The organism is Rheinheimera mangrovi (assembly GCF_003990335.1).
Taxonomy (GTDB): Bacteria; Pseudomonadota; Gammaproteobacteria; order Enterobacterales; family Alteromonadaceae; genus Pararheinheimera; species Pararheinheimera mangrovi.
On the sequence record NZ_CP034683.1, the window covers coordinates 654,066 to 680,382 of the forward strand.

28 protein-coding genes are annotated in these 26,317 nt (G+C 46.3%); 11 read left to right on the top strand and 17 right to left on the bottom strand.

Annotation, left to right across the window (positions count from 1 at the left end):
• Positions 1-1,023, top strand: coding sequence for an L-threonine 3-dehydrogenase (tdh, locus tag EK374_RS03050; RefSeq protein ID WP_127026421.1), 1,023 nt, complete (start codon positions 1-3; stop codon positions 1,021-1,023).
• 143 nt (positions 1,024-1,166) lie between these two features.
• Entirely contained in the window at positions 1,167-2,264 is a 1,098-nt protein-coding gene (locus EK374_RS03055; RefSeq protein ID WP_127020025.1) for a 2Fe-2S iron-sulfur cluster-binding protein, read from the top strand.
• Between the two features lie 471 nt (positions 2,265-2,735).
• Here the strand turns inward: EK374_RS03055 and EK374_RS03060 are convergent.
• The 8 genes from EK374_RS03060 to EK374_RS03105 all read right to left on the bottom strand — a co-directional run bounded on the left by EK374_RS03060 (position 2,736) and on the right by EK374_RS03105 (position 9,970).
• Positions 2,736-3,847 (bottom strand): IS3 family transposase gene (locus EK374_RS03060; protein WP_407691844.1). Its coding sequence is split into 2 segments (ribosomal slippage): positions 2,736-3,586 and positions 3,586-3,847, totalling 1,113 coding nucleotides; the frame shifts between segments, so codons are not numbered across the junction.
• Between the two features lie 914 nt (positions 3,848-4,761).
• On the bottom strand, positions 4,762-5,205 hold the full coding sequence (locus EK374_RS03075) for a DUF6174 domain-containing protein (RefSeq protein ID WP_127020031.1): 444 nt from the start codon (positions 5,203-5,205) through the stop codon (positions 4,762-4,764).
• Between the two features lie 132 nt (positions 5,206-5,337).
• A complete protein-coding gene (locus tag EK374_RS03080; protein ID WP_127020033.1) occupies positions 5,338-5,616 on the bottom strand; it encodes a hypothetical protein in 279 nt (92 codons plus the stop codon).
• A gap of 552 nt (positions 5,617-6,168) precedes the next feature.
• Positions 6,169-7,143, bottom strand: a complete 975-nt coding sequence (locus EK374_RS03085) for a tRNA-dihydrouridine synthase (RefSeq protein ID WP_127020035.1) — start codon at positions 7,141-7,143, stop codon at positions 6,169-6,171.
• Positions 7,144-7,299: 156 nt separating this feature from the next.
• On the bottom strand, positions 7,300-8,172 hold the full coding sequence (locus EK374_RS03090) for an HDOD domain-containing protein (protein ID WP_127020037.1): 873 nt from the start codon (positions 8,170-8,172) through the stop codon (positions 7,300-7,302).
• Positions 8,173-8,277: 105 nt separating this feature from the next.
• A complete protein-coding gene (locus tag EK374_RS03095) occupies positions 8,278-9,252 on the bottom strand; it encodes a tetratricopeptide repeat protein (protein WP_127020038.1) in 975 nt (324 codons plus the stop codon).
• A 70-nt stretch (positions 9,253-9,322) separates the two neighbouring features.
• On the bottom strand, positions 9,323-9,457 hold the full coding sequence (locus tag EK374_RS20985; protein ID WP_082335703.1) for a DUF2256 domain-containing protein: 135 nt from the start codon (positions 9,455-9,457) through the stop codon (positions 9,323-9,325).
• Positions 9,458-9,505: 48 nt separating this feature from the next.
• Entirely contained in the window at positions 9,506-9,970 is a 465-nt protein-coding gene (locus tag EK374_RS03105) for a hypothetical protein (RefSeq protein WP_127020041.1), read from the bottom strand.
• 237 nt (positions 9,971-10,207) lie between these two features.
• Here EK374_RS03105 and glpE point away from each other — a divergent pair, with 237 nt between their 5' ends.
• Positions 10,208-10,534, top strand: coding sequence for a thiosulfate sulfurtransferase GlpE (gene glpE / locus EK374_RS03110; protein WP_127020043.1), 327 nt, complete (start codon positions 10,208-10,210; stop codon positions 10,532-10,534).
• Positions 10,527-11,375: a rhomboid family intramembrane serine protease gene (locus EK374_RS03115; RefSeq protein ID WP_127020045.1), complete on the top strand. Its 849-nt coding sequence runs from the start codon at positions 10,527-10,529 to the stop codon at positions 11,373-11,375. Before glpE ends, EK374_RS03115 begins: the two co-directional genes overlap by 8 nt.
• A 25-nt stretch (positions 11,376-11,400) precedes the next feature.
• Here EK374_RS03115 and EK374_RS03120 read toward each other — a convergent pair whose 3' ends face one another.
• Both EK374_RS03120 and EK374_RS03125 read right to left on the bottom strand, forming a co-directional pair.
• A complete protein-coding gene (locus EK374_RS03120) occupies positions 11,401-11,811 on the bottom strand; it encodes a flagellar basal body-associated FliL family protein (protein WP_127020047.1) in 411 nt (136 codons plus the stop codon).
• A 61-nt stretch (positions 11,812-11,872) separates the two neighbouring features.
• Positions 11,873-13,024 carry an FAD-dependent oxidoreductase gene (locus EK374_RS03125; protein WP_164731810.1) on the bottom strand — a complete coding sequence of 384 codons (1,152 nt, stop codon included), beginning with the start codon at positions 13,022-13,024 and terminating at the stop codon, positions 11,873-11,875.
• A gap of 125 nt (positions 13,025-13,149) precedes the next feature.
• Between EK374_RS03125 and EK374_RS03130 the strand changes: the two genes are divergently transcribed.
• Both EK374_RS03130 and ubiA read left to right on the top strand, forming a co-directional pair.
• The gene (locus tag EK374_RS03130; RefSeq protein ID WP_127020051.1) at positions 13,150-13,674 is read left to right on the top strand and encodes a chorismate--pyruvate lyase family protein; all 525 of its coding nucleotides are present in this window, start codon (positions 13,150-13,152) and stop codon (positions 13,672-13,674) included.
• Positions 13,671-14,537, top strand: coding sequence for a 4-hydroxybenzoate octaprenyltransferase (gene ubiA / locus EK374_RS03135; RefSeq protein WP_127020053.1), 867 nt, complete (start codon positions 13,671-13,673; stop codon positions 14,535-14,537). The genes EK374_RS03130 and ubiA overlap by 4 nt, the downstream gene beginning before the upstream one ends.
• Here the strand turns inward: ubiA and EK374_RS03140 are convergent.
• The 6 genes from EK374_RS03140 to EK374_RS03165 form a co-directional block, all read right to left on the bottom strand.
• Positions 14,532-15,254, bottom strand: a complete 723-nt coding sequence (locus EK374_RS03140; protein WP_233280323.1) for a PepSY domain-containing protein — start codon at positions 15,252-15,254, stop codon at positions 14,532-14,534. The two genes, ubiA and EK374_RS03140, sit on opposite strands and share 6 nt — an antisense overlap.
• A gap of 82 nt (positions 15,255-15,336) precedes the next feature.
• The gene (locus EK374_RS03145; RefSeq protein WP_127020055.1) at positions 15,337-15,963 is read right to left on the bottom strand and encodes a 2OG-Fe(II) oxygenase; all 627 of its coding nucleotides are present in this window, start codon (positions 15,961-15,963) and stop codon (positions 15,337-15,339) included.
• Positions 15,964-16,076: 113 nt separating this feature from the next.
• Positions 16,077-17,006 carry a hypothetical protein gene (locus tag EK374_RS03150; RefSeq protein WP_127020057.1) on the bottom strand — a complete coding sequence of 310 codons (930 nt, stop codon included), beginning with the start codon at positions 17,004-17,006 and terminating at the stop codon, positions 16,077-16,079.
• A 20-nt stretch (positions 17,007-17,026) separates the two neighbouring features.
• Positions 17,027-17,653, bottom strand: coding sequence for a hypothetical protein (locus EK374_RS03155; protein WP_127020059.1), 627 nt, complete (start codon positions 17,651-17,653; stop codon positions 17,027-17,029).
• Positions 17,628-18,191 carry an RNA polymerase sigma factor gene (locus tag EK374_RS03160; protein WP_127020061.1) on the bottom strand — a complete coding sequence of 188 codons (564 nt, stop codon included), beginning with the start codon at positions 18,189-18,191 and terminating at the stop codon, positions 17,628-17,630. Before EK374_RS03160 ends, EK374_RS03155 begins: the two co-directional genes overlap by 26 nt.
• A gap of 156 nt (positions 18,192-18,347) precedes the next feature.
• Positions 18,348-19,097, bottom strand: a complete 750-nt coding sequence (locus tag EK374_RS03165) for a hypothetical protein (RefSeq protein WP_127020063.1) — start codon at positions 19,095-19,097, stop codon at positions 18,348-18,350.
• A 154-nt stretch (positions 19,098-19,251) separates the two neighbouring features.
• On the opposite strand from EK374_RS03165, the gene EK374_RS03170 reads away from it, so the two are divergent.
• The 4 genes from EK374_RS03170 to EK374_RS03185 all read left to right on the top strand — a co-directional run bounded on the left by EK374_RS03170 (position 19,252) and on the right by EK374_RS03185 (position 25,042).
• On the top strand, positions 19,252-20,385 hold the full coding sequence (locus EK374_RS03170; RefSeq protein WP_127020065.1) for a sensor histidine kinase: 1,134 nt from the start codon (positions 19,252-19,254) through the stop codon (positions 20,383-20,385).
• Positions 20,382-21,026: a response regulator transcription factor gene (locus tag EK374_RS03175; RefSeq protein ID WP_127020067.1), complete on the top strand. Its 645-nt coding sequence runs from the start codon at positions 20,382-20,384 to the stop codon at positions 21,024-21,026. The genes EK374_RS03170 and EK374_RS03175 overlap by 4 nt, the downstream gene beginning before the upstream one ends.
• A gap of 127 nt (positions 21,027-21,153) precedes the next feature.
• On the top strand, positions 21,154-24,414 hold the full coding sequence (locus EK374_RS03180) for a PAS domain S-box protein (RefSeq protein ID WP_127020069.1): 3,261 nt from the start codon (positions 21,154-21,156) through the stop codon (positions 24,412-24,414).
• 55 nt (positions 24,415-24,469) lie between these two features.
• On the top strand, positions 24,470-25,042 hold the full coding sequence (locus EK374_RS03185) for a DUF3833 domain-containing protein (protein ID WP_127020071.1): 573 nt from the start codon (positions 24,470-24,472) through the stop codon (positions 25,040-25,042).
• Here EK374_RS03185 and EK374_RS03190 read toward each other — a convergent pair whose 3' ends face one another.
• On the bottom strand, positions 25,043-25,441 hold the full coding sequence (locus EK374_RS03190; RefSeq protein WP_206099273.1) for a DUF2721 domain-containing protein: 399 nt from the start codon (positions 25,439-25,441) through the stop codon (positions 25,043-25,045).
• Positions 25,442-25,604: 163 nt separating this feature from the next.
• Between EK374_RS03190 and EK374_RS03195 the strand changes: the two genes are divergently transcribed.
• Entirely contained in the window at positions 25,605-26,237 is a 633-nt protein-coding gene (locus EK374_RS03195; protein ID WP_127020073.1) for a YjaG family protein, read from the top strand.
• Positions 26,238-26,317 lie beyond the last annotated feature (80 nt).

The window sequence follows — 26,317 nt, forward strand, 5'->3', positions numbered from 1 at the left end:
ATGAAAGCATTAGCAAAATTAAAAGCAGAACCGGGCATTTGGCAAACAGAAGTAGAAATGCCAAAAGTAGGCCCAAATGATGTGCTGATTAAAATCAAAAAAACCGCTATTTGTGGCACAGACGTGCATATCTACAAATGGGATGAATGGGCACAAAAAACTATTCCTCATGGCATGGTGGTAGGTCACGAATATGTCGGCGAGATAGTCGACATGGGCTCGGAAGTCCGTGGTTTTGCCAAAGGCGATCGCGTCTCAGGTGAAGGCCATTTGGTCTGTGGTTTCTGCCGTAACTGCCGCGCCGGTCGTGTGCATTTATGCCGCAACACCGTCGGTGTAGGCGTTAACCGTGAAGGTTCTTTTGCTGAATACCTGTCTATTCCGGCTTTTAACGTGTTTAAAATTCCGGACAATATTCCGGATAATATCGCGGCTATCTTCGACCCATTTGGTAACGCAGTGCACACTGCTTTGTCTTTTGATTTAGTAGGTGAAGACGTACTGATCACTGGCGCTGGCCCTATAGGCATAATGGCTGTGGCCGTTGCGCGCCATGTCGGCGCCCGTCATATCGTCATTACCGACGTGAACCCATACCGCTTAGAGCTGGCGCGTAAAATGGGTGCGACCCGAGCAGTAGACGTCAGCAAAGAAGATTTAAAAGACGTGATGAAAGAGCTAGGCATGACCGAAGGTTTTGACGTAGGTCTGGAAATGTCCGGTGTGCCTTCTGCCTTCCGTGGCATGTTAGATACCATCAACCATGGCGGCAAAATTGCTATGCTGGGTATTCCACCTTCAGATATGGCGGTGGACTGGAATAAGGTTATTTTTAAAGGCCTGGTGATCAAAGGCATTTACGGCCGCGAAATGTTTGAAACCTGGTACAAAATGGCCAGCTTAATTCAGTCAGGTCTGGACTTAAGCCCAATAGTTACCCACGAAATGCCAATGGAAAACTACAAGGAAGGTTTTGAGATTATGTGCTCAGGCCAATCCGGTAAAGTCATTCTGAACTGGTAATTTGACAGGGGCAGAGCTTTGCTCTGCCCTTCATCCCGCTCTCTGTTTCACTCTGTGTTCTGCTATTAATTTCCCGCTTGGCAGCCTAAATGCGATCTGTTATCATTTGATAATTATTCTTATCTGAACTCGCTACAGCTCCAATGATCGTCCTGACTTTTGCTCTGCTGTTTTTGACATTGTTCTTATTTGGCCGTGGTTATTGGCAGCATATTGCTTTGCCAAAATTACAGAACCAGCGTTTGAAACTGCAACTGGTAAGGGTAAAACGCCAGGGCCAGTATTTGAAGTTATGGCTGCAGCATCCGGACGGCCTGCTATTACCCAAAGCTAAAGCGGGTCAGCATATTCTATTGTATGGCAAAGATTTACAGGGCAAACCCGTCAGCCGCGCTTATTCATTGGCACAGGATTGTAGTCAGCAGCGTTATTACCAACTGGTGATTAAAGCTGAAACCGATGGCCGCTTGAGTCAGGCTTTATTCCAGCATTTAAAAGTAGGCGACTTCATCGAAAGCTCTTATCCACGTGGCCATTTTTTATTAAACCGCTCGCGCCAGCCGCTGGTGCTGGTGGCTGGTGGTGTAGGTATTACGCCAATGTTGGCAATGGCTTATGCCGCAATCCGGCAAAAACGTCAGGTGTTTCTGGTGTATCAGGCCCGTCGTCTGGACGATATCGTATTTTATCCCTTACTACGCCGTTTACCCCGTTTACAACTTCGTATTGCTTTGACTCAGCCGCCAGCAGACTGGCAAGGCTTTAAAGGCCGCATTGACGCAGGGTATTTGTATAAACTGGCAGGCGCTCAGGCTCAGTATTACTTTTGCGCTTCAGCCAAAATGGTGGAGCAGCTGATTTATGATTTGGGCATTTTAGGAGCCCAGCATTGTTATGCCGAGTTTTTTAGTGCTTCGGCCAGCGAGCAAAGTTTCCCTATTGAAATCAATGGTGTGTTTGCAGATAGCCAGGGCCATAAATCAGTACTGGATGCTATTCTGGCTGCAAGAGTACCGCTGAATTACGACTGCAAAGGAGGTTCTTGTGGCCTTTGTAAAGTGCGGGTTGTTAAAGGTGAATACCAGCAGGTGCTGGAGCCCAGCATGAGTTGTGGCGGGGATGAAGTATTGGCTTGTTGTATTCAGCCGACTTCGGCTTTGGTATTGAGTGCTGATATTCAGTCTGAAGAGTTATCGCCAGAGCAATCGACCGGTTTGGAACCTGCTGCAAGTAGTCATTGATGTTTACCGCAGAAGCTTTCGCCTTTGGCGAGATACTTTGCTTTTGCTTCGCCAAAAGAAAGTACCCAAAGCAAGTAAGTTCAGGAAGCACTTTCTAACAGCCGAAGGCTGGCCCGCAGGGTGAATTACATGGATGTAATTCATAAAAGGCGACCCCAGGTCGCAGCGACAAGGTTTGCGTTGAACAGCTTTAGCTGGCCCCGAAGGGGGACGCGCGAAGTAAGTATAAAGCCCGGCCCAAAATCGTGTGTCCAAGGCGGCTGGGCAACTCGCTCGTCGCTACCGGCTCCTCACTCAAACACTCCCAGCCTTAAAACCTTGACCACCCAATTTTTTCTGGGTTCATTCGGGCTTTCGGTAAGCCAACAATTTGGCTTGCCGCCGAATGGACGTACTGAGCTCAGCGAAGTACCGGAACCGCGCCCTAATGGGGATTTGGTGCCATTAGTTGGTATGGTAATCATCCCATTTTTAATGGACGCTTGAAGTAGAAGCCTGTGTTACTAAGTTGTCCTTGTACTTCGGTGGTATGCCACCCAAAGCTTTGTTTGGCCGTTCATTGTTATAAAACCACAGCCATTCTGTCGCATAGTCCTGAACTTCGGCAATACTGCTGAATAAATATTGGTTTAGCCAGTCGTAGCGAACTGTACGGTTATATCGCTCCACATAGGCATTTTGCTGCGGATTGCCTGGCTGAATATACTTCAGGGCCACTCCGTTTGATTCTGCCCAGTTTTTGAGGACAGAACCAATGTATTCAGGGCCGTTGTCGCTACGGATTTCCTTGGGTTTGCCTCGCCACTCAATGACTTGATTGAGCACTCTGACTACCCGTTCTGCCGGTAGCGAGAAGTCGACCTCAATGGCTAAGCCTTCCCGGTTAAAATCATCAATGATATTCAGCAGCCGGAAACTGCGGCCATCCTCGAGCTGGTCATGCATAAAATCCATCGACCAGCATTGGTTCTTCATCTCTGGCACCGCCAGCGGTTCAGGCTTTTCACGGGTGAGCCGTTTCTTGGGTTTTATCCTTAAGTTCAGCTCCAGCTCGCGGTAAATCCGCAGCACACGTTTATGGTTCCAGCCAAAGCGTTTCACATTACGCAGGTAATAGAAACACATGCCAAAGCCCCAACTCCGGTAAGTGGAGGTTAAGCGCAGCAGCCAGTCCGCAATTTCCGCGTTCTCATCCCTCAGACGGGCCTGATAGCGGTAGCAGGTTTCACTGATGCTAAACACCGCACAGGCCAATGTGACAGAAATGGATTTCTCGCGCACCGCCTTTTGCGCCAATTCCCGTCGGCGCGACGGCTTTACCACTTTTTTTCGATGGCCTCTTTGAGGATTTCGGCTTTGAGCCGTTCTTCGGCGTACATCTTTTTCAGCCGGGCATTTTCCGCCTCCAGCTCTTTAAGCCGGGCCATCATGGATGCATCCATGCCGCCAAATTTGGCGCGCCATTTGTAAAAGGTGGCCGAACTCATACCGTGCTCACGGCAGAGTTCGGGAACCGGAGCTCCAGCTTCCGCTTGTTTTAAAATTGCCAGGATTTGGCTGTCACTAAATTTTGATGTTTTCATGCAGAATCTCCTGCGTTTATATTACGAGAAAATTCTACTTTTAGCGTCAGTTAATTTAAGGGATGATTACCGTATGGCCTTTTCTGATTGGCAGCTAAGAGCGAAAAATGGACATAACGCTCTAATCAGCCGCGCCGCTGTTTGGCGTCGGATGCATTTGCTTGTTATGTTCTGAGCACCGATATTATTCCGTGCCATTTTTACAAAACTTGTAACCACAATTGCAGCATGTATTACTCGGAAGCTTAAACTGCTTTAAAGAGAGCGTAACCTGATTTTTCTTGCAGTTTGGACAGAAAAAATTCAGCGCACTAACCAACAAAGCGATAGCGAAAATGAAAGCGCCAATATAGAACGGGTTAGTATAAAAATTCATGCTCGGTGTCGAAAACTGAAAGCCAATGACGCAGGCAATTAATGCTATAAGCGAGAGCTTAAATTTGTTGCTTTTGTTCAATGCACAAAATCCCTTTAGAGAACATAACTTCTAAATAAAGGGCGCAGACACGTAGGGCATAATGGCGAAGCCGCCCTGTGTGTATGTGCCCCAGCCTGCGCCTGCAGGCGACTTAATTTTTTTGTTATGTTTCGGTGCCACTTCCGGCTTTCTTATTGGATGTCTTGTTTAATTTAAACAATGAATTGGAGCATGTAAAAACAAGTAATAAGCTCAGAAACGCAAACAATACTGGGGGAATTCGCCCTACTTTCTCATCGCCATCGTAGTATGCATCCATACCATAATAACAACCTATCATTCCGAGAGTTGCGCCCAACAAATTACCAAGTAATGAGCGCCTAGAGCTTCTTTTTCTATCGTATTCATTCACTTTAATTCACTTAGTTAGGTGCTAATTCTTTACAAACTGTCCAGCGCACGTAGTGCGTGAGTTGGAGCACTTTGTTAGGTAACTTTACTCCATGACCTTGAAATTACGCAGGTGGTATTGAACTCTATGATCAGTTAGCCACCTAGAATAGTTTATGTCTATATATTCAGGATACCCATAAACCTTATTAAATCTTACCTCTAGACCAGGAGGTGAGCTAGACCTTTCATTTTTCAGAGTTTCAAACACCCTCTCTACTGTTCCAAATTGAGAAGCTTTTTCTACAGTTAATGCGCAAGTACCGAACTTCGTAAGCTTTCCATTTCTCACTTCAACCTCAATTCCAACTTTAGGAGTTGAGCACTCATTGTCTCTAGCCAAAGATGCAACTGTAAATGTGTAGTTGTAATTCTTTACCGCAGAAGTCGCCCATAACTTTTCAGAATTTCGTATTTCTCTTTTTGATGTATTTAATAATGAGCATCCAAAGAAAGATAGGACAATGAACAACAATATGATTTTTCTCATGGATTTACCTAACGCCGTGCTCAACGGCAGTTTGTAAGTCATGGTTTTGTGGATTACTTTTGCGCAGCAAAACCACAAAGCCGCGACTTACAAACTGTCCAGCGCACGAAGTGCGCGTGTTGGAGCACTTTGTTATGTGCTCACTACTTTAATTCCATGCTCATTTATACGGCAACACCATTTTGCGATGGGATTTTCTTGAACTTCATTCAAGACTGCAATTCCCTCAGCTAACAGATATTCCCTTTCGCCACTTTCATAGTGGTTATATTCATATATTGCTACTGGCTTGCCGACCTGCAGGATAATATTTTCACCGGCTGAGTCTTGAACTTCATCTGTTTTAGAAAGTAGAACCAAATCTTTTTCTATTAGTTCATTGAAGTCTACATTAATTCGTGGCTTGTCCATTTCAGATCACATAACATTTGTATATTGTGCCAGCACGCCTTCTCTGGTTCTACCAGATGGCATGCCAGCATTAACTTATTAATAAAAATCAATTAATCACAATCAACCACTACTAGCTGCGAACAAAGCGTGCTGGCACAGTATTTCTTTTCTCTGGCCTGTTATTTTTAGGTTGGCCCACTCTAAGTATCTAAATTAGAGTGTTTTTTCTTTTTCAGCAACAGATAAATGTGCCTGTTAGCTTGTACAAAGCGTGCCTGTTTTGTGCTGAAAGCAAATAACACTGTGTATTCGCCCAGTAGTACAGGCAATATCCGCTTTTGGCACAAAGTGAAGATACAAAGGAGCTTGGGAAACGGCCGGACAACTGCGTTAGCAGACCCTGTCCAGTTGGGTGAAGTCGGGATTTCAGCAAGTCAGCAATCTGACTTGCTGCCGACTGAACGGGTTTTGCTCTGCAAAACCCCAGGGCCGAACAGGACCCTACATGTACGTATTTACGGCGAGTCTGCGTTGTAGTTGACCGTGCCGTTTGAGTCGAATCTCCGCGGGTTAATGTTCAGAGATGCTTGAAAGCTTCTCCAAAGCCCCATGCAAAGTCGCTACTAAATCCGCTGCTTTTTGCTGTACCCGTAGTTGCTGGAATAAGGTTTCGGCTTCGACATACTGCAGCTTTAGGTAACTAAACCACTGTTTAATCCGGTTGGAATAATACAGGCCTTTGTCGCCTGCTATTTCATAGTCTGAGTACTGCAACAGCAGTTCCAGTACTTGAGGCCATGGCATTTTCTGATGAGTGCCATTAGCAAAGTGCTGTTTGATATCGCGGGCTAAACCCGGGCTGGCTAAAGCACCGCGGCCTAACATTAAATCTGTGCTGCCGGATTGTTCTAAACACAAAGCTGCATCTTCTGGTGTCCAGATTTCGCCATTGGCGACCACATTCAAAGGTATGGTTTGGCGGATTTGTTTGATCCAGGGCCAATACGCAGGCGGTCGATAGCCATCACTTTTAGTGCGGGCATGAACTGTCAGCTCGCTTGCTCCGGCTTCATAAATAGCGCGGGCGTTGTCGAGTGTCAGGCTGGTATCGTCAAAACCTAAGCGTATTTTTGCTGTGACCGGAAACTGGGACGGTACTGCATCACGCACTGCTTTAATAATCTGGTACAAGGTTTCGGTTTCTTTTAGCAGCACAGCTCCGCCGCGGCTTTTATTGACCGCTTTGGCCGGACAGCCAAAATTCAAATCCACTCCCGGAGAACCAAGTTGCACAGCACGTACAGCATTTTCGGCAAGCCATTGTGGTTCTTGCCCCAACAATTGCACCCGCACCGGCACACCGGCCGGAGTTACGCCACCTTGCTTTAATTCAGGACAAATACGGGTAAAAACCCGGTTTGGCAAAAGTTGGTCTACCACCCGGACAAATTCAGTGATGCATAAATCAAAACCACCAATACGGGTTAACATATCCCGCATTAAATGGTCCACCACACCCTCCATTGGGGCTAGTACAATACGCATCGTTATAAATTCCTCAGAACAAAGGTCGGCTATACCCAAAGTAGTTGAAGTCGCAGCGAGGCGACAAGCGAGCGAGACCCCAGGAGCATAGTTGCCTATGCGACTGGGGCTAGAAGCGAAGTCAACAAAGCTGCGGCTTCAAGTACGAAGGGGATATCAAGCGTGGTACCTATTTGGCACACCTTGCTGCTGCAGGTAGTCGCCTAAGTCGTGCAGGGCCAGTTCGTCCAGCTCCAGAATATCCAGAATAGTGGCTTTATGATGATCCCATTCCGGATCCATATCTAAATCCAGCAAAACTTTGCTTTCATCTGTCATATGCTCAGCCAGTTTCAGCAAAGCAAATAAACGTTTTTCGTAGATATCATCAGAGGCCAGGATCAGCGCATGGCTGTGGTGGTAAGCGATCACATTGGTCAGCTCAGGTGCTAAGCCCCAGGACTGAGCAATCATATAGCCCAGCAGTTCGTGGGTGGTCTGGAAATTCTGATCTTCAGCGTCAGACATGCTGTAGCCCGCTAAATGAGCTTGTTTCAGTACTTTGGCATAATCTTTAAACTGGCTGCTGATCAACAGCATACCGGCATTATGGAATAAACCTAAGCTGTAGGCATCGTCAGCGCAATCTGTACCATAACGCAGCTGCTGTGCTAACAAAGTAGCGGCATTGGCCACGTTGCCGGCGCTTTGCCACAGGTTTTCAGTGAAACGGTCAGTCCGGCCTTCGCTTAGAGTAAAACGCAACACCACAGAGCTGACTAATTTAATCACCCGGGTTAAACCTAAAAACTTACAGGCATGTTCTACTGAGCTGATTTTACGACGCAAACCAAAATAGACAGAGTTCACCACTTTGAGGGTAAAACCCGCAATCCCCAGATCCTGATTGATCAGTTCAGCAATACGCTTAATGTTCGGATCATCACTTTCAATTTCTGCTTTGATACTTAATAAAACAGTCGGCTGAGGGGGAATAGTAAAGCCACTTAACGCTTTTTCTACCTCGGCCATATTAATTGCTTTTGCCATGCTGCGATTCCGGCGAACTGGGTGATGAAATAAAGTGCATATAGTAAAAGGCCTGCGCCTAAAAAGCAAAACGGGATCCACAGATCCCGTTCAGATAAGCAGGCTTCAGGCATTTTTCAGTTGTTTTTCCAGTTTTTTGAGCTCGCTTTGCAGCCGATCATCGTCCTGCTGCTGGTTTTTGATCTGCTGTAGCAACTCTTTTGCTTTATCCTGCTGTTTTTGTACCAGATAAATCTGGGCTAAGCGTAATTGTGCCCAGCTGAATCTGGCGTTGTCGCTGTCCTGATAAAAAGCTAAATAGTCCAACAGTGCCTGCTGACCGAGTTGTGGATCTTTTTGGGCTGTTGCAGCTAAGCGACCCAGCTGATAGTAGTAACCTTGCTGCTCTGACAAATCTGTCGCTGCAGCGGCTGCTTTTTGATACTGAATAAAAGCATTGGCCGGTTCGTTATTTAAGCTCAGTAAATTTGCATAAGCGCCTAATAAAGCCGGGTGTTTTGGATACTGTTGCAGTTGTTGTTCTGCGAGCTGAATAGCCTGCGGTAGTTTGTCATCGTCCATTAATACGTTGATACCCGCTAAGGTACCTTCTGGTTGATGTTTTTCTGCCATAGCTTTCGCCAGTTTTTTCGCTTCTTCCGTGTCGCCACCTGCAATGGCAGGGGCTTGCAGATAAAAACTAATCAGACTTTGTTGAGTTTCCAAATCTGCAGGATCCGCAGCCATCGCCTGTTTCAGTAAAGCTAAACCTGCTTTGGCATAAGAGCCTGCAGAAAAAATGCTGCTCTCTTGCGCCAGATTAAACTGATTTAATGCCGCCAGACGCAGCAGTTCCGCATCTTTTGGATAGGCTTTAAGCGCCTGATTAGCCAATTGCTCTGCCTGTTCAGATTGGCGCAAGCCCAGCATGGTTTTCAGTTGCAGTGCCCACAGCTCTTTATCGGGTAAATTGCTTGTCTTGCTTAGCTGTTGTTGTAACTGACGGAATTTATCCTGCTCTAGCAATAAATCGTATGAACTTAAATCACTGGCTAGTAAGGGGAAACTACTTAAAGCGGCGAAAAGATACAGAGTTTTCATAACGGATCCTGCGTTATAGGTTAACCCTTATTTAACAGGTTTTTCGCAGAATTTTACAATAGGCTGAAAGTCACTTTTTCCGGCGGCAGCGCTCTGAGCAGTACTTTACTTCAGGCCAGTTTTTTTGCCATTTTTTCCGCCAGCTAAAAGCTAAACCACAGCAGGCGCAGATTTTTTGAGGAAGATGTAATTTATGATGGGTCATACAAGCTCCGTTTTGTCAGATTACGGAGCATTGAGGGAAAAGGATCGGTTAAGAATCTAAATAAGGACGGCCAGACATCATTTGTTTGGCCAGCTGTGATTCGGCTTCGGCATCATTTAGCTCCAGCGTGGCAAACTGCACATCAAACTGAATTAAATCATCGTCCGGTAACATTTGGGCTATCAGTTTGTCTGGTACCTGGCCCACTTGACGATAAGCGTTAATAGCAACCTGAGCAGCTTGTTCCATCAACTGAAAAAACTGACCCAAGGGAAACTGTTGAAATATTTCGGCATCCAGTTGCGCCCAGCCTAATAAGTCACCACTGATGCTGCCATCGGCATGGTCAGTAAATAACATGGATACAGCAGGGAAAGGCGGGTTTTCACCCGATTGGTAGTTGTCCAGATCCTGCTCGTCAAATACCAGTATAAAACCAAATCCCGGGCAGCCTTCGGCGTCCATATCATCAAAAGCAGGATCGTAAATTAAATACAAGGGACTATCTGACATGAGTACTCTGTTTCCAAACCAACAAGGCGCGCTATTTTACCTAAGCTTGGGCTTTAGCTAAAGCTGTAATTGTTAACTTGGTGTTTTAATGCGGTATTTAGTAGCTTTAGCCTGTTTATTTCTTCGTCAATTCTCTGCTGTTCAGCGGATCTGATGCAAGCTGTGGTACTCAACATAGTCTGGCTGGGCTACAATCGCGGCATTCATTTGAATTTGAAGTTGTAAACGGAGTGACCTATGAGTGAGTTCAGTCGTATTTCAGTAGCCACAGCGCTGGAGCAAATTAAGCAGCATAAAGCAGTAGTGGTCGATATTCGTGATGAGCAAAGTTATGCCTCTGGTCATATTGCTGACTCTTTCCATTTAACCAACGGTAGTTTGAATCAGTTTATCCAACAAACCGAATTTGAAACTCCGGTGGTTGTGGTCTGTTATCACGGTAATTCCAGCCAGGGTGCTGCTCAGTATCTGGCACAACAGGGTTTTGAAACTGTATTCAGTATGGACGGCGGTTTTGAAGCCTGGCGTCAGCAATTGCCTTTTGTTACGGGTTCCCATGATTAAAATTGGTGATTTTGCCTCTTCTGCTGCGGCTTTGAGTCTGGCTGATTATTGTAAAAATCAGCAACTGGATGTCAGTGTGGTAGTGCATTCTGCAGAGCAAGCCGAGTTGTGGTGTGCGCCGGAGCATGCACAACAGGTTTTGGCTGAGTTGGAACGCTTTTTGTTAAACCCCTATGCAGATCGTTATCAGGCTGCGGCATGGGACAGAGCTGAAGTGCTGAAGTCGGGCACAGGGTCAGCAGGTTTATCCGGTTACTGGCAACAGTTATGGGCTAACGGTGGCTGGTTTAGCCATATGGTTTGGTTGTCGGCTTTGCTGGTGTATGGCTGGCAACAAATTGATCCATGGTCTGCTTTGGCGGCTTTGCAGTTGAAACCTGAACTGGGCTTAAGTCTGGATCAAGCGTGGCGTTGGTTTACTCCGGGCTGGTTGCATTTTTCTGGCTCCCACCTGGTGTTTAACCTGATTTGGGTCTGGTACTTACTTGGGCCGCTGGAGCTGAAGTTAGGCCGTATTGTTGCTATCAGCCTGACGCTGATTGTATTGTTGATTTCCAATCTTACTCAGTTCTTCATGGTCGATTCCCATTTCGGCGGTATGTCAGGTTTGGTGTATGGCCTGTTTGGTTTTTACTGGATATGCGGTTTGTTAAAGCCGAACTGGGGTTTGCGCATCAGTAATGCTTTAGTGGGCTTTATGTTGATATGGCTAGTGATAGGCTTTTTTGATTTGTTGTGGATTGCCATGGCGAATTGGGCGCATCTGGCGGGACTACTGGCTGGAATTGTCTGCGCGTTTTTACTTATAGCCGCAAGCAAACTACTTACTGCACAGCGCTGACAGTGCAGTAAGTGCTTTTTAGTGCTTAGTGATACAGATACTTGGTAAACAATACGTCTTTTAAAATATCCTGACCCGTTTCCTTTTTAAGGACTTCACGCAACTGGTTTAGTATTTTCAGGCGGATTTCTTCTCGCCCTGTCAGAGACTTAATTGTTTCACCATTTTCACGGCCAAAGGCTGCGACTATTTTATCCAGGATCAATGGTTCGTGGTGCTCTACCACCTCGAGATACTTTTTATCCATAATCATCAGTTCCATCGTCACCCGAACGTACCCCAGATCTTCAGTGGTTGGCGTAACATAGTTAGTGACTATATCCGGATCAAAGCCAAAATATGCATAACTCGCCTTCATGGGCGTGTTGGCTTCATCCTGAGCCCAAAGGTTTTGACTTAACAATAAAAAAACAAAACAAGTCAGCGCTTTTTTCATCCGGTTCACTCTTTCATTTTTATCAAACATTCAAAAAAGGATCTTACCCGAAGGTCTGACGTTAAGCTATCAAAGCTGGCATTTCTTTTGCCAATCGTAAACGTTGTGCCACCATTTTTCCGGTTAACGCAAACCCCAGCAACTGGCCTGACTGGCTTTGAAACCTGGCCAGCCAATCCAGTCCATGTCCCTCAAAGCTCCATTCACCCTGTTGCTGCGGTGCTGCCGGCCAGCTTACTACAGATAAAGCCGGCGATTTAACAATCACCGGCATTACAGGGAATTGCACTGCGCTGCTTTGGCCGGTAAGAGTTAAGGCCAAGGCTTTGGCAGATAAACTAATTGGTTGAATATACATCAGGTTATAACCGCAAACTTCAGCGCAGTCGCCCAAAGCATAGATATCAGTGGCCGAAGTTGCCAGAGTCCGATTTACCTTTATGCCTTTTCCACAGTCTAAACCTGCCTGCATTGCAAGTTGCAGATTTGGTTTTAAACCCACGGCGGACAGGATCAGTTCTGTATCCAGACTGCGGCCATCTGCCAATGTCAGCCTGAGGTGCTGGCCAGTGAGCTCTGCGTCTGCGATGGCAGAGCCCCAATAAAATTCAACGCCAAGGTTTTTTAACTGCTGTTGCAACACGTCGCCCAATAGTGGCGGCAGTAGCTGAGCCAAAGGTTGTTGCTCCAGCGCTATGACCGATACCTGAAAACCTGCTGCAGCCAAATCGTTAGCATATTCAATGCCAACTAAACCTGCGCCTAACACTGTGATTTTTTGTTTACCCTGGCTTTGCTGCAGGAAATTCTGGTAATCCGCTAAGTCGTTCACAGACCAAACCAGACCTTCTGTTGCTGGTGGTAAAGCCAGTTTGACTGGGCTGGCTCCTGTGGCAAGTACCAGTTGTTGATACTGTATTGTGCCTTTATTGGTCTGGACTTGGTGCAGCTCGGTGTCAATCTGTTCAGCCTGGCAATGCGGCCAAATCGCGATGTTCAGTTCATCAGCCATTTGCGCTGCAGTTTTTTGGATAAAATCAGCGGCGCTTTTTTGTTTGCTAAAGCCGTTGGATAGCAATGGCTTGGAGTAATAATCTGCGCTGTCACTGCTGACAAGGCAAATGTTGCGATTGGGGTCCAGCTTACGTAATTCTTTGGCAAGGCTATAACCAGCGTGGCCAGCTCCGATAATTAATGTATGGCAATACGTCATAGAACAAAGGGGGGGCTTACATAATAATGTCGCTATGGTAATCAATTTTTCCCTCAAAGGCATTACATACCAATACGATGGCAAAATTGTTATGATGCGCGGCACCTTAGCTGCAGTTTAATTTTATGCACAGCACAGACAGTCTTTTTCAACTCAATGCCTTTTGGCAAAATGCCCGGCAGCTGCAATTGCCTGCGGCACTTGAGTCCTGGTTGTTATGTCAGGGCTCATTGACCGCATTACTTAAACGTCATTGCCAGAATTTCAGGCTGGAATTGGTCGCAGAACACTGGCAAGTGCTGCCGGACCTGTTACAACGGCAATGGCAACAGCCTCAAGGGTTAAAACGGGATGTGATCCTCTGGTGTGACGGTACGCCTTGTGTTTATGCACAAAGCTGGTTACCGGAATCGACACTGGAACAGATGGAACCTTTGGCCCGTTTGGGATCCCAGCCTTTGGGGGAGTATATTTTTCAACATGCCAGTTTAGAGCGCGGTGAGATTGAAGTCGCTTTACTCAGTGCTGGCTTACACCTGCCAGTGCTTGGTGCACAGCGGGAATTATGGGCCCGACGCTCCATCTTTTCAGTGCAACAACACCCTTTATTGGTGCAGGAAGTTTTTTTACCCGGAGTGCTTGAGCTATGAGATGGCAATTGCAATGGCAGAATTGGCCTTATTACCGGCAGTTAATGCGCTTGGACCGGCCTATTGGCATTTATCTGTTGTTGTGGCCAACCTGGTGGGCCTTGTGGCTGGCGTCATCTGGTTTTCCGGATTTAACCTTATTGTTGGTATTCAGTGCTGGTGTTGTACTGATGAGATCTGCAGGTTGTGTGATTAACGACTATGCGGACCGCAATTTTGATGGTCATGTTGAGCGCACCAAAGCGCGGCCTTTAGCCGCTGGGCTGGTTGGCAGCGGCGAAGCCTTGCAGCTGTTTGTACTCTTGCTGCTGTGTAGTGCAAGTTTGCTGTTGTTTTTAAGCCCGGCTACCCAACTGTTATCTTTAGTGGCAGTTGCTTTAGCCATTCTCTACCCCTTTATGAAGCGTGTGACCTACCTGCCACAATTTGTTTTAGGAGCGGCGTACAGCTGGGCAATTCCTATGGCCGCTATGGCTGCAACAGGCAGTATTCCGCTATGGATTTGGGCTTTGTATCTGGCGAATTTAGTCTGGACCGTCGCATTTGATACCTTTTACGCTATGGTCGATATGCAGGACGACAAAACGATAGGGGTTAAATCCACCGCGTTATTATTTGGTCGTTATTGTCATCCTGCTATTGCTGCTCTGCAGCTGATGTTTTTGGCGCTGATGGCCTGGGTGGGTCAACAAAATGGCCTTGGATGGTTTTTTTATGCGGCTTTAGTGCTGGTGCTGCTGAGTTTTATTCATCAACACTGGCAGGCAAAAACGCAGGGCCGGGCCGGTTGTTTCCAGGCATTTTTAAATAACCATTACAGTGGTTTATTGCTATTTGCAGGTATTGGCCTCGATTTGTTATGAGCGATTGCGTTTTTTCCGCCGCCATGGCAATAACAAAGCGCCGGTTAGGGTAAAAAACAAAGCTGTAGCGGAAAACACAATCAACAGTGGGTGGTTAAAATCTTCTCTGTTTTCGTAATCCATAATATGCAGCATCCAGACAAAATCGAAAACACGCCAGTTCGCGGTGCGCACCGACAAGAGTTTGCCTGTGTACTCTTCCAAATAAAAGCTGCTGTTGTCTTCATCCGCGAACTGCACTTGCCATAAAGGTGCAGTTAAGTGCCTGACTTCAAAAGGTGCTTGTTGCATGTACTGCATTTTGTCTATTTCGGCAGAGCCCTGATACTGACGTCTTGCTAAGTCTTTTACCTGAGCTTCTGTTAATGGAGCTATCACTTCAGCTGTTAAGGCCGAATAATACAACTGCTCCTTGTCTTTACTGAATTGATAAACAGGAGTAATGCCTTGTTGGCTGAGTTTCAACTGATGATGCGGGAGTTGCTGCGCCAGTGGTGCAGGAGAGATAGCCTGACTCCAGTCCGGAGTTGCCAGAGCTCGACGTAAATGTTCACCTCGTACTTGCTCTATAGGTAAAAGGCTCATCACCAAACCACTGCCAAACCAGCCTATTAATTGCAGCAGTAACACCCAGCCAAGATATTTGTGCACTCTGCGCCAGAATGACAAACGAGCCAATGACGTGAGCGGTGACACCCAAAATGAAGATAAGACCACAGGCACTATTCCCGAATTTTTTTATTATCTTGCCCTGAAGTAAAACACTGTGCGAGTGTTTTTGTTTATTGTTTTGAGCTGTTTATTGTGAGGGGTCAATCTGGCCCTGAATACTGCTGTTATGTCGGAACCAGCCCGCAATGCTGTAGCGGGTTTCGGACGCAGGCAATACTTCATGTGGAAAACGACAACTTTCAAAGATCACCAAAGTGCCGGCTTTAGGTTGTATGGTGGTTAATAGCTGATCCTGCTCGTCATAGAGTACCAGCTCGCCGCCTTGCTCTGGCGTATTCAGATAACAAACGCTGGATAACACACGATTTGAACGGCCGACAAAAGCATCAAGATGTTTCTGATAAAAATCACCTTGCTGATAACGGGCGTAATGCGCTTCAAAATCTATTAAACCTAAAAAACAGCGTTGGTTCATATCCTGTTGCAGTAAAGCCATTTGTTGCAAATACTGCTGTTGCACCGGATTGTCAGAATCTAACCAGGCGGTATGATCGCGTCGCACTTGCTGATCCAGCTGGTGCAGGCCCTGACGTCCAACTCCTGCCGCTTTTAATGACTGCCGTTGCACGTCCTGATACAACTGCCAGCATAACTTGGCCGGAATAGCCTGTTCCAACACCACATAACCTTGCTGATAAAAAGCTGGAGCTATCTGTTCCAGCCAGTCTGTTAAAGTGGGCCATTGATAAGACATAAGGACTATTGAGCTCTGGTTTATCATGAATTTTCGGCTTTGTACGCCAGAAGCTGAACTGCTGTCAAGACAACACAGAGGCTTGCTGCTGTGTTGTCTTGAAGTGGGAGCTATTAATACTGGTAATAACTGGCTTTTTTCAATAAAGCCGGTGCATCAATCTTGCCTGTGACACACTGGTTGATATCGGATTTTTTCACCACCCAGTAGTGATCTTTGGCGTTGTTGCGGCCAGATAAACTTAGCTGAAACGAGACAAATTCCTGCTCTTTTAAATCCCGTAAGCTGGCGCCGTAATCACACAAGGTATTACTGAACACCTGACCTACTTTAGCCACCAGCTCAGTTTGACGCTGTGCCGCCAGTTTTTGCTGCTCAGCGCGTTTTTTATTGTATTCCTGTTCTTGCTCAGTCAGATTTTTTTGCAATTGGGTCAGTTGGATCTTCAGTTGCTCTGACTTTTGGTTAATTTCTTTTAGTTTCTTTTGCTGATCTGCATCCAGTTTGCTGACTTTGGAGGAAAACTCTATATCGCGTTTTTCCCGTTCGTAATCCCGTAAATCACGTTCGATGTCACGGCGTTCCTCCCGCAGATCCCGCAGCTTTTCGCTTTGATCCTGTTGTTGTTCTGCCATGGCTTCGGCGGCTTCAGCCATTTCTTCCATAGCTTCTTCATCAAAGCTAAAACTAAAGCTATTACCGTTTTCCGAAATACTGATGGAGTTTGCCACGTTAGCTGAAACCGCCACTGCAGCCCCGGGAGCCACAGGAGCTACTGGTGGCATAGGAGGCATAGGAGGCATCACAAAATGTCGCAACCAGCCGCTGTTACTATCCACCCGAAATGCCACACCCTGACCTATCAGATAGCTGTGTTGGATCCGACCTATGCTGGAGTGCTCTTCGCCGCCTAATGAGCTTTGCAGTATGTCCTGCATTATTTTCAGATTTTGTCCAAGCTTAGCGTTCACTTCAGTGGCGGCAAAACTGTTGCTTGCGATAATAAGGCCTGCCAACAAGGAGACTTTGCTGAATATCTTCATGAGTTTGTTACTCCACTAGGTTATCTGTTCTGAGTGTTCGGTGATGCACCAAGATCCAATCTGGCCTGGCTTGGCTGGTAATTATCCTGCCAGTAATGCCAGTCAGACTGACGTTGCTGATTGAGGTATTCCACCAGTTCCAGCATATCGGTGCGTCTTTCTTTGGTTTGTTGTTCGGTTAAATAGTCCTTCAGCAAAATAAGCTGTGAAGCTTGCTGCTGTTGAGTACTCTGTAATTGAGTCTGGATATAATCCTGCTGCTCTTTGCGATAGCTTGCGAGCAAGGTTTCCAGCTGTTGCTGCTGCATTTGTTGTCCGCCACGCCAGCTTAATGTCAGGCCACTGTCCTGCATCTGCAGCTCCAATGGTGACAAACTGACCACTAAAGCCACCACCGAAAAGGCCACACTTAGTTTGGGCCACCAGTTGCTGCTTTTAGCAGGGCGCTGCCATTGTTGCGCAAACATCGACATGGTGTCGACTTCAGGCACTGGCGCAAAAAATGGTGCTTTAGCCTGACGTTGAATCATCTGTGCTGTCTGAAAACGGCTATACCATTCACTGTTCTGGTCCAGTTGCTGTTCGCATTCGCTGGCCGTCAATTTTCCGGCCAGCCATGCTTCAAAAATTTGCTGACTGTTCGACATCTGTTAACTCCAACTGCGTACGCAGTTTATCTAAGGCCGCGTAAAATCTGGATTTGATGGTATTGCTCGACAGCGCCAACTGATCGGCAATCTCATCAAAAGTAAATTGCTGATAAAACCTCAGCTCTACAACCAACCGCTGCTCCGGCGGTAAGGATCGCAACTGCTGTTGCACCAGCCTTTGTGTATGCTGACCATAAAGTTGTTGTTCAAAACTTGGTGCTTCATCATCATAAAAATCATGCTCGTCGGTAAACTCTGTGGTTGTTTTACGCTTGCGGAGCATATCCATGGCTCTGTAGTTGGCAATGCCAAACAACCAGCTTTTGAATGAACTATCACCTCGGTACTGTGCCAGATTACGGCAAAGCACCATCAATACATCCTGCAATAAATCGCGGGCGTCGTCAGGCGAACCCAATAAACGCAGGCCAAAATAATACAGGGGTGCCTGATATCTCGACACCAATTGCTGCCAGGCTTTGGCATCACCGCCTATGGCTTTTTCTATTAAGCTCTCGTCGCTGCGTTTAAACACTTTTGATCTATTGTGAAGTTGTATTGATGATAAGTCGTATCAGGTCTGAAAATAGTTTGCCTGATTTGACAAAAAAGCAGGAATATTTTTGAAGAGTTTTTAAGTGTATAAATATAAAGGAGAATTTCTGATGAAGTTCTCCTTGGTTTTTTCAGGTTATGACGCTGAGTTTCTTAAGGGCTGTGATAAGCGGCGTTTAAACCAGATAGTAGCTGGCACACCAATCAGGCTCGGGATCAGCCAGGGCAACATCATCCAGTGGCCTGTTAATAACTCGGCAAATAAGGCTCGGCCACCAAAGGCAAAAAATGCGGTGTAAGCGGCAATGCCCGAACCAATCATGGCTGAGGCGTGTTCTATTAACCAACGATTGGCGGTAACCGTTTTGGTATGCAGGTAAGCCAGAATACTAAAGCTGGTCACGAGCGAAATACCGGCAAACACCATCACCAGCGGCATATTAAACAGAAAACCTTGCCAGGCTGCGTAGGGCGCTGCCACCACAAGCAACCAGACCGGAGCCTGATAACTCCAGTGTTTCAGTGGCTCGCGGTTTTGTTTGCATAAAAGGCTGCCGGTGGCATGACGTATGGTGACCCAGGTCAACAGGCTGAGTAAAAACAAAAACAGGTTCAGCATGTTAAAAAATGCCAGTTTGCGCTCTGAGACCTGACCATCTGCCAGCAGAGCAGCACCTTTAATTCCGATAGGATCAAACCAGACCATGCAGGTCATCACCAAACCACTTAAAGCCACAGTCTTCATAATATGGCCATAATAACGGCCGGATCTGCGATGCAAAGAACTACCTTTGCGGCTTAACATAGGTAACCAGAACAGCAAGAGTGCAATTACACCTAAAACAATATGTAGTTTTAATAACAGGCTATGTAGCGTTAACATCATCATTCTCCCTTTAGCAGATGCAGTCAGACTAAAACTTCAGCTGTGTTTTCGCAGGTGCCATAAGTCAGGATTTTTGACTGTGACTTTTGGCCTATTGAGCCGCCCCTGAAATCAGGCATACTGCAAAGTGAATAAGCAAAGGTTGAAGTCAGTGATGAGACTAAAGTTTTCAATAGCATGGGATGTGTTGGCAGGCTTGCTGACCTGGTTTTTAGTCTTTGTATTGAGCTTATGGTTGCTCTGGTCTGATGCTGAACTCTGGACTTTATGGCCCTGGGTTATACCGTTATTTTTAGTTAATGGCCTTTGTTTTTATCTGACCACCCGCAGTGCTGAACGTCATGGCAGCATGCCTGCCTTTGAGCTCTGTTGTTATCTGCTGCAGTTGATGTCTGCTCTGGCGTTAAATTGGCTGTTGCCTTTCGATTACCTGGCTATTCTGAGCATTATTTGGGTGTCGGTTTTGCCTTATCTGGTGGCAATGCGAACTGCGGTGATCATCACTCTTGCATTGATGGGGTTTTGGTATGGCGTAGATTCTGCTTTGGAGCAAAGGTCGTTATGGATCACCGGGCTTTTGTTCAGCAGCTTTCACTTTTTTGCGCTATTGATGACCAAGCAGGCGCGCTCAGAACAAAAAGCTAAGCAAGAATTACAGCATAGTCACCAGCAATTGCTGGCGACTCAGGATTTGCTAATGGTGGCATCCCAGCAGCAGGAGCGTACCCGGATAGCCAGGGATTTACATGATGTATTGGGTCACCATTTAACAGCTTTAACTATTAACTTGCAGGTAGCGGGGCATTTAACTGAAGGCGAAGCGAAAGCCAAAGTGGATCAATGCCATCAGATTGCCAAGCTGCTGTTATCTGATGTACGTGAAGCTGTCAGCGCCTTGCGTGAACACCAGCAATTTTCCATTTATCAGGCATTGGATAAGCTTCTGACTGCAGTTCCCGCTGTAAAAGTACAGTGGGATTGTCCGCAGGATGCAGAGCTTGCCGATGTGAAAATAGCACAGCAATTGTTATTGATTGTGCAGGAAGCCTTAACCAATACCTTAAGACATAGTCAGGCCACTGAGTTTTATTTATCTGTGAAACCTGTAGATGGCTTTTTGCAGCTGACTATTGATGACAACGGCAAGGTGGATCCAGGCTGGAAACCAGGCAATGGTTTAACTGGCATGAAAGAGCGGGTTGCATCTTGCGCTGGCACTTTGCAGTGGCAAATCAAAGACAATCACTTTAATTTACAGGTAATTTTACCTTCAGGAATACAGCTATGACCTTGCGGGTGTTGCTGGTTGACGATCAAATGCTGATCCGTCAGGGCATTAAAAGTTTATTGCAGTTGTCTGGTCAGGTTGATGTGGTCGCTGAAGCGCCGGATGGCTCGACTGTGGTGGAGTTGGTGCTATTGCATAAGCCAGACGTGATTTTATTGGATTTATCTATGCCCAAAGTGGATGGCATAGCCACATTGGAGCTATTAAAACAGCAGCAACTAAAAACACCAGTGCTGATTTTAACTACCTTTGAAGAGCATGATCTGGTGTTAAAAAGTATCCAGCTGGGAGCCAAAGGCTATTTACTTAAAGACGTGTCGCTGGACAGTTTAGTCTCTGCCATTCAAACGCTGCAGCAAGGCGGCACCTGTTTTCAAAGCACTATCACAGAGCGTTTATTATCAGGCCTGAGCCCGGTCAGTAATTTCCCTCGTCCCGTTGCTATTGAAGAGTTATCTGACAAAGAGCTGCAAATTCTGCAATTGATGGCGTCGGGTTATGCCAATAAAGAAATAGCCAGTGCGCTGTACAAATCTGAGGGCACTATTAAGAATCAGATCTCCAGTATTTTGGCTAAATTAGGCGTACGTGACCGAACCCGTGCAGTGTTATTGGCTTTGGAACTAGGCTTGATCCACTAGTGTTGCCCGGCACCTATTAAGTTGCAGATAAATATGGATAAGTAGCTGATTTAACTTGCAGTAGTTCCAAATATTGCCGCTATACTGGAATGGTCTATAAAAATCAGAGCCGGAGTGTTTTGCTTCTATGCGTTTAAAGCGCCCTTCATACAAAGGAATGTCCCTGCGGCTTTTTTTTACAGTGCCTGTGTTGTTGCTGTTTGTTTTGACTGCTGGTTTGATTAGCCTGATTTCTTATAGCAATGGTCAGCAGGCCGCTTTGCATTACGGCCAGAAGCTGGCCGATCAAATTAGTCTGCGGGTAAATTCTCATTTGCAGTATTTACTGGCGATCCCAAAAACTGTATTGGATTCAACATTACAATCCATAGACAGTGGCATGCTGGACCTGAAATCTGAGCAGGATTTGGCGCGCTTTATGACACTGCAAATACGTAGCGCCCCTTACTTAACTTATGTTTCTGCAGGTTTTGCTAATGGTCGATACCTGGGAGTGAACCGGGATGTTGGCGATGGCCAATTGACGTTAATCAGTTCACTGAATCAGCAAGACTTAGTCAGGGTGCGCTATACCTTGCAGGAAATAGGTTTACCCGGAGCTGCACTGGAGCAAGGTATTCCATATGATGTTAGAACCCGCAGCTGGTTTAAGCATGCAGTTGAGCAAGGCAAACCAAGCTGGTATCCGATCTATAAATATCAGTCGTATGAGGGGTTAGGTGTTGGTTTGGCTGCTCCTAGCTTTGACAGTAGTGGGCAATTACAGGCGGTAGTGGCAGCGGATATCAGTTTGCGTCATTTAGAGTTGTATTTGCAGGCTCAGTCGGTGGAAGGGCAGGGACTGATTTTTATCACTGACCCTGCAGGTCACTTGATTGCATCTTCCGCCGGAGCAGCGTTGTTATCTGAGTTGGGCTCTGGTACTACTCAACTGCTCGCCAGTCGAAGCGAAAACCCATTGATCCAAAGTGCAGCCGCAGCCCTCCATGGTAAAACTGGTGCCGCAGGCCAGCAACAGCTTGAGCTGGATGGTCTGCATTATGTAGTGAATTTTACTGAATTTAATGACCCACAAGGCTTAAAGCTGCGCATTGCTGTAGTTTTGCCACAGCAGCAACTGATGAGTTTTGTCGACGAAAACTCATTGCAGGCCCTTTGGTTAATACTGTTGGCTGTGATCATTGGCGCTTTGTTGATTTTTGTCTTGAGCCGCAAACTGGTGCAACCTATTGAGGCCTTGCACCGCCGAGCAGATCTGTTAGCCAGTGGTGACAGAACAGATTTCAGTTTGTATCAAACGCCGGTTTTTGAACTGAACGGTTTGATCCAGTCTTTTGCTTTGATGGCAACAAAGCTCAGCGATGCTTTTGTACAGCTGGAACATAAGGTAGAGCAGGGTACTGCTTCTTTGGAGCGTTTGTCGCTGGTGGTCAGCCGAACCAGCAACGGAGTTATAGTGACTGATCCGCAAGGTTCTATTGAGTGGGTTAATCCAGCTTATGAACGCTTATCTGGCCATAAAGCCAGTTACTTAAACGGCCAGGCGATCACTCAGGTTTTAACCAGTCAAAAAGCCGATGCTGCAGTACTGCAACGTATCCATCAGGCCATTGTCATAGGCACAGGTTTTTCTGAAGAGTTATTGTGCTGCGGCGTATCGGGTCAAGCGTGTTGGTTAAGTCTTGAATGTGATGCTGTATTCAGCGAGCAGGGCCAGTTGACGGGGTTTGTCGTGATTTGTCTGGATATCAGTAGCAGGAAGACAGCGGAAACGGCAGAAAAAGACAGTCAGAGTCGCACCGCACGCCAACGTATTACTTTAGCCCAATTGGTGGTTGATGAGGCTGTCGCCAACGGAGATACCCTGGCTTTTGCGACCAGCTTAGTGCGTTTAACTGCCCAGGCTGTCCTGTGTAACCGAGTCAGTGTCTGGATGTTGTCTGAGCTGGGTGATGAAATGTTTTGTCTGGCTTTGCATCAAAGTGAAGGTCAGCAGCAGTTTGGGCAATTGCTGCTGAGGCAGGCAGATTATCCACAGTATTTCGATGTAGTTGCGTCCCGTGGCTGGATTTGTGCCAATGATGCGATTCACGATCCTGCAACCTCGGAATTTGCTGAACTTTATCTAAAACCTTTAGGCATCAGTTCCATGCTTGATGCCGGTATTATCATTGCTGGCAAAGTGGTGGGAGTGCTGTGCCTGGAGCACATAGGGCCCAAACGCCAATGGCATTCTGACGAAGAAGCATTTGCCAGTGCTATAGCTGCCGTGATGGCGCAAACTTTGTCGGTCGCGCAGCGTAAAGATGCGGAACAAATTAGTAAAGAATATGCCCAGCATACTCAGACTATTTTAAATAATGTGGTCGATGGCATTATTACCATTGATGAGAATGGTCGTATTGCCAGTATGAACCCTGCTGCCCAGAGCTTATTCCGCTGTAAAGCTGAGGATTTTTTAGGGCACTATGCGACCAACCTGTTACCGCCAGTACTGCGTCAGCATCAGGACTCCAACCAGGCCTATTTGCCTACTCCTGGGGTGAAGCCAATGTTAGGCTGCAATCGCGAATTGGATGGATTACGTGCAGACGGCAGTATCTTTGCTATGGAAATGGCCTTGTCCGTGATCCGCAGACAGGGACGGCTGATTTACATTTGTACTGTGCGGGATATCAGTGATCGTAAACGTATAGAGCGACTGAAAAATGAATTTGTCTCTACGGTTAGCCATGAGCTGCGCACACCTTTAACTTCGATTACCGGAGCTTTAGGTTTACTGCATGCTGGAGTTATGGGCGATATGCCGGAAAAAGTCAGTAGCCTGATCAGCATTGCCTATAAAAACTGTCAGCGTTTAACTTTATTGATCAACGATTTGCTGGACATTGAAAAAATAGCTGCAGGAAAAATGCAGTTTGATCTGGAAACTGAGTTGGTGTTGCCTTTGATCCAACAGGCGCTGGATGCCAACAAAATGATGGCGCAAGACAGGCATATTCAGCTGCATATTCAAACCTCAGTGACGGATGCCTGTATCAAGGTGGATGCTAAACGTTTTATTCAGGTGTTATCGAATTTTTTAAGTAATGCTATTAAATTCTCGCCAGCCGCAGCAACAGTGGTTGTGCAGCTGAGCCTGAACGAAAAAATGGTAAAAATTGCAGTTGTTGATCAAGGACCCGGCGTACCGGAAAAATTCCGTGATCGTATTTTTCAGCGTTTTTCACAGGCGGATGCTTCAGACACCAGACAAACAGGAGGCACGGGTTTGGGTCTTGCCATCTCAAAAGAGCTGGTGCATGGTATGAATGGGTTAATTGGCTTTGAATCAGTAGAAGGGCAAGGTGCTACCTTTTATTGCTGTTTTGCATTAACACAAAACTGAGCCAGACAGACTCTGGCTACGTATAGCTCCTTTATCTTGGTTGAGGAGCTTTATTATGCGTTCTATTGCTTTGTTTGCGTCTTTGCTACTGTGGGGATGTAGCCATCAGGTGCAGGATTATCAGCAACAAACCCCAGTCTTTCATTTACCTGATTATTTCAGTGGGTCACTACAGGCTTACGGCGTGGTAAAAAACTGGCAAGGTAAACAGAGTGTGAGGTTTGAAGCGCAGCTCTGTGGTCAGTGGCAAGGTAATGAAGGGACTTTGTTTGAGTTGTTTCATTTTAGCGATGGGCGGGTGGAACAACGAATTTGGCAACTGGCGGTGGATAAAGAAGGTAAAGTCACAGGTTCAGCTGCTGATGTGACAGGACAGGCGACCGGCCAGCAGGCTGGTAATACTTTGTATTGGGAATATGTGCTGCAAATCCCGGATGAAGATGATGTGATTGAAGTCAAAGTGGAGGACTGGTTGTATCTGGTGACTCCGCAACAGCTGATGAATCAGTCTACTTTGTATAAGTTTGGTTTGCCTGTGGGGGAAATTATTTTATCTATCCAGCAGCAGGACACAAAGGCCAGTTGCGCAGCGTTAGAGCAACAACTGGCAGCACTAAGAGCGGGTTAGTTAAGCCTGCTCTTGCTCCATACTTTCCAACTCTATTTTAATGGCATTGCAGGAAATCTGAATTTCATACAGAGACACCAGTAAACTCAGCATTAAACTGGCCAGACTGGCGCCAAAGGCGGTCTGACCGGCCAAACTCCACTGCATAAACAGAAAAAACATCGACAAAGTACACAGTACAAAACTAATGACGCCCCAGCGTTGCATCGACCTTATTAAAAACATACGTTGTCGCAGATTTTCGATCTGACGTTTGGCCATGTCCCGCACTTGCCCGCCCTCACGGGTATTCAGTTGACGAATCAGCTGCGCCAAAACCAGAAATCTGTTGGTGTAAGCCAATAACAGCAGAGAAATAGCCGGAAATAACAAAGCAGGGGTGGTCATGGTCATCAACATAAAGTCACCTGTGGTCAGAGTGGAGAAAGATAGACTAAGATTCTGATCATATTCGCATTAGTGCCATGCGGGTAGTACACTGGACAAAAATAACAGTGTTTTCTGTCTGGCTGTGCTTGTGTATGATGCGCAGCCACAACTGCCAGACCAATATGGATAAAGCATGAAACAAAAAGCAAACAACTTCCAGAACATGCGTGAACTGGGATTTTATCAGCAAGCTGCAATAGCAGCGACTTTGCTGGAGCGGATGCTGCCTAATTATCAGCTATTTAGTGAAGTCACAGGTTTTGGTGATGCTAAATTATGCCGCGATATACTGAATATGGTGTGGGAATGGCTGTTTGTTAAAAAGGTTAAAATTAATTTTGAGCGTTTATGCAATGAGTTAGAGCTGGCGACACCAGATCAAAATCAGTTTGATATGTTTGGAGTCTATCCTGCTATTGATACAGCCACAGCTTTGGATTCTATGTTAAATGGCATTTTGTCACAGGATGCGACTGAGTTTGTTAACGTCGCCAAAATTTCGCAGGCCTCAGTTGCCCGCTTAATCGAGTACCAGGCTGAAGATCTTGATATTACTACTGAAGCTGAACTGAAAAAGTGGGTACGTGATCATGAACTGATGGAATATGAAATGGATTGTCTGTCAGAACTGATTGAACTGGTGACACCATTAAATGACGGTTTTCAGCGTGAACAAGTACAAATGCTGAAAGCCTGGGTACGTGAACAAGGATTAAGCAATCTAGGCATGGAGCTTGTTCCTGAAACTCAAAATTTAGACGGCTAAAAGTCTTGCTGTCCGGAGGAATAGTTTCTTTAGAGTCAATGCTTTAACTTTGTTAAAAAGCGTAAAAATTCTTCTTGCAT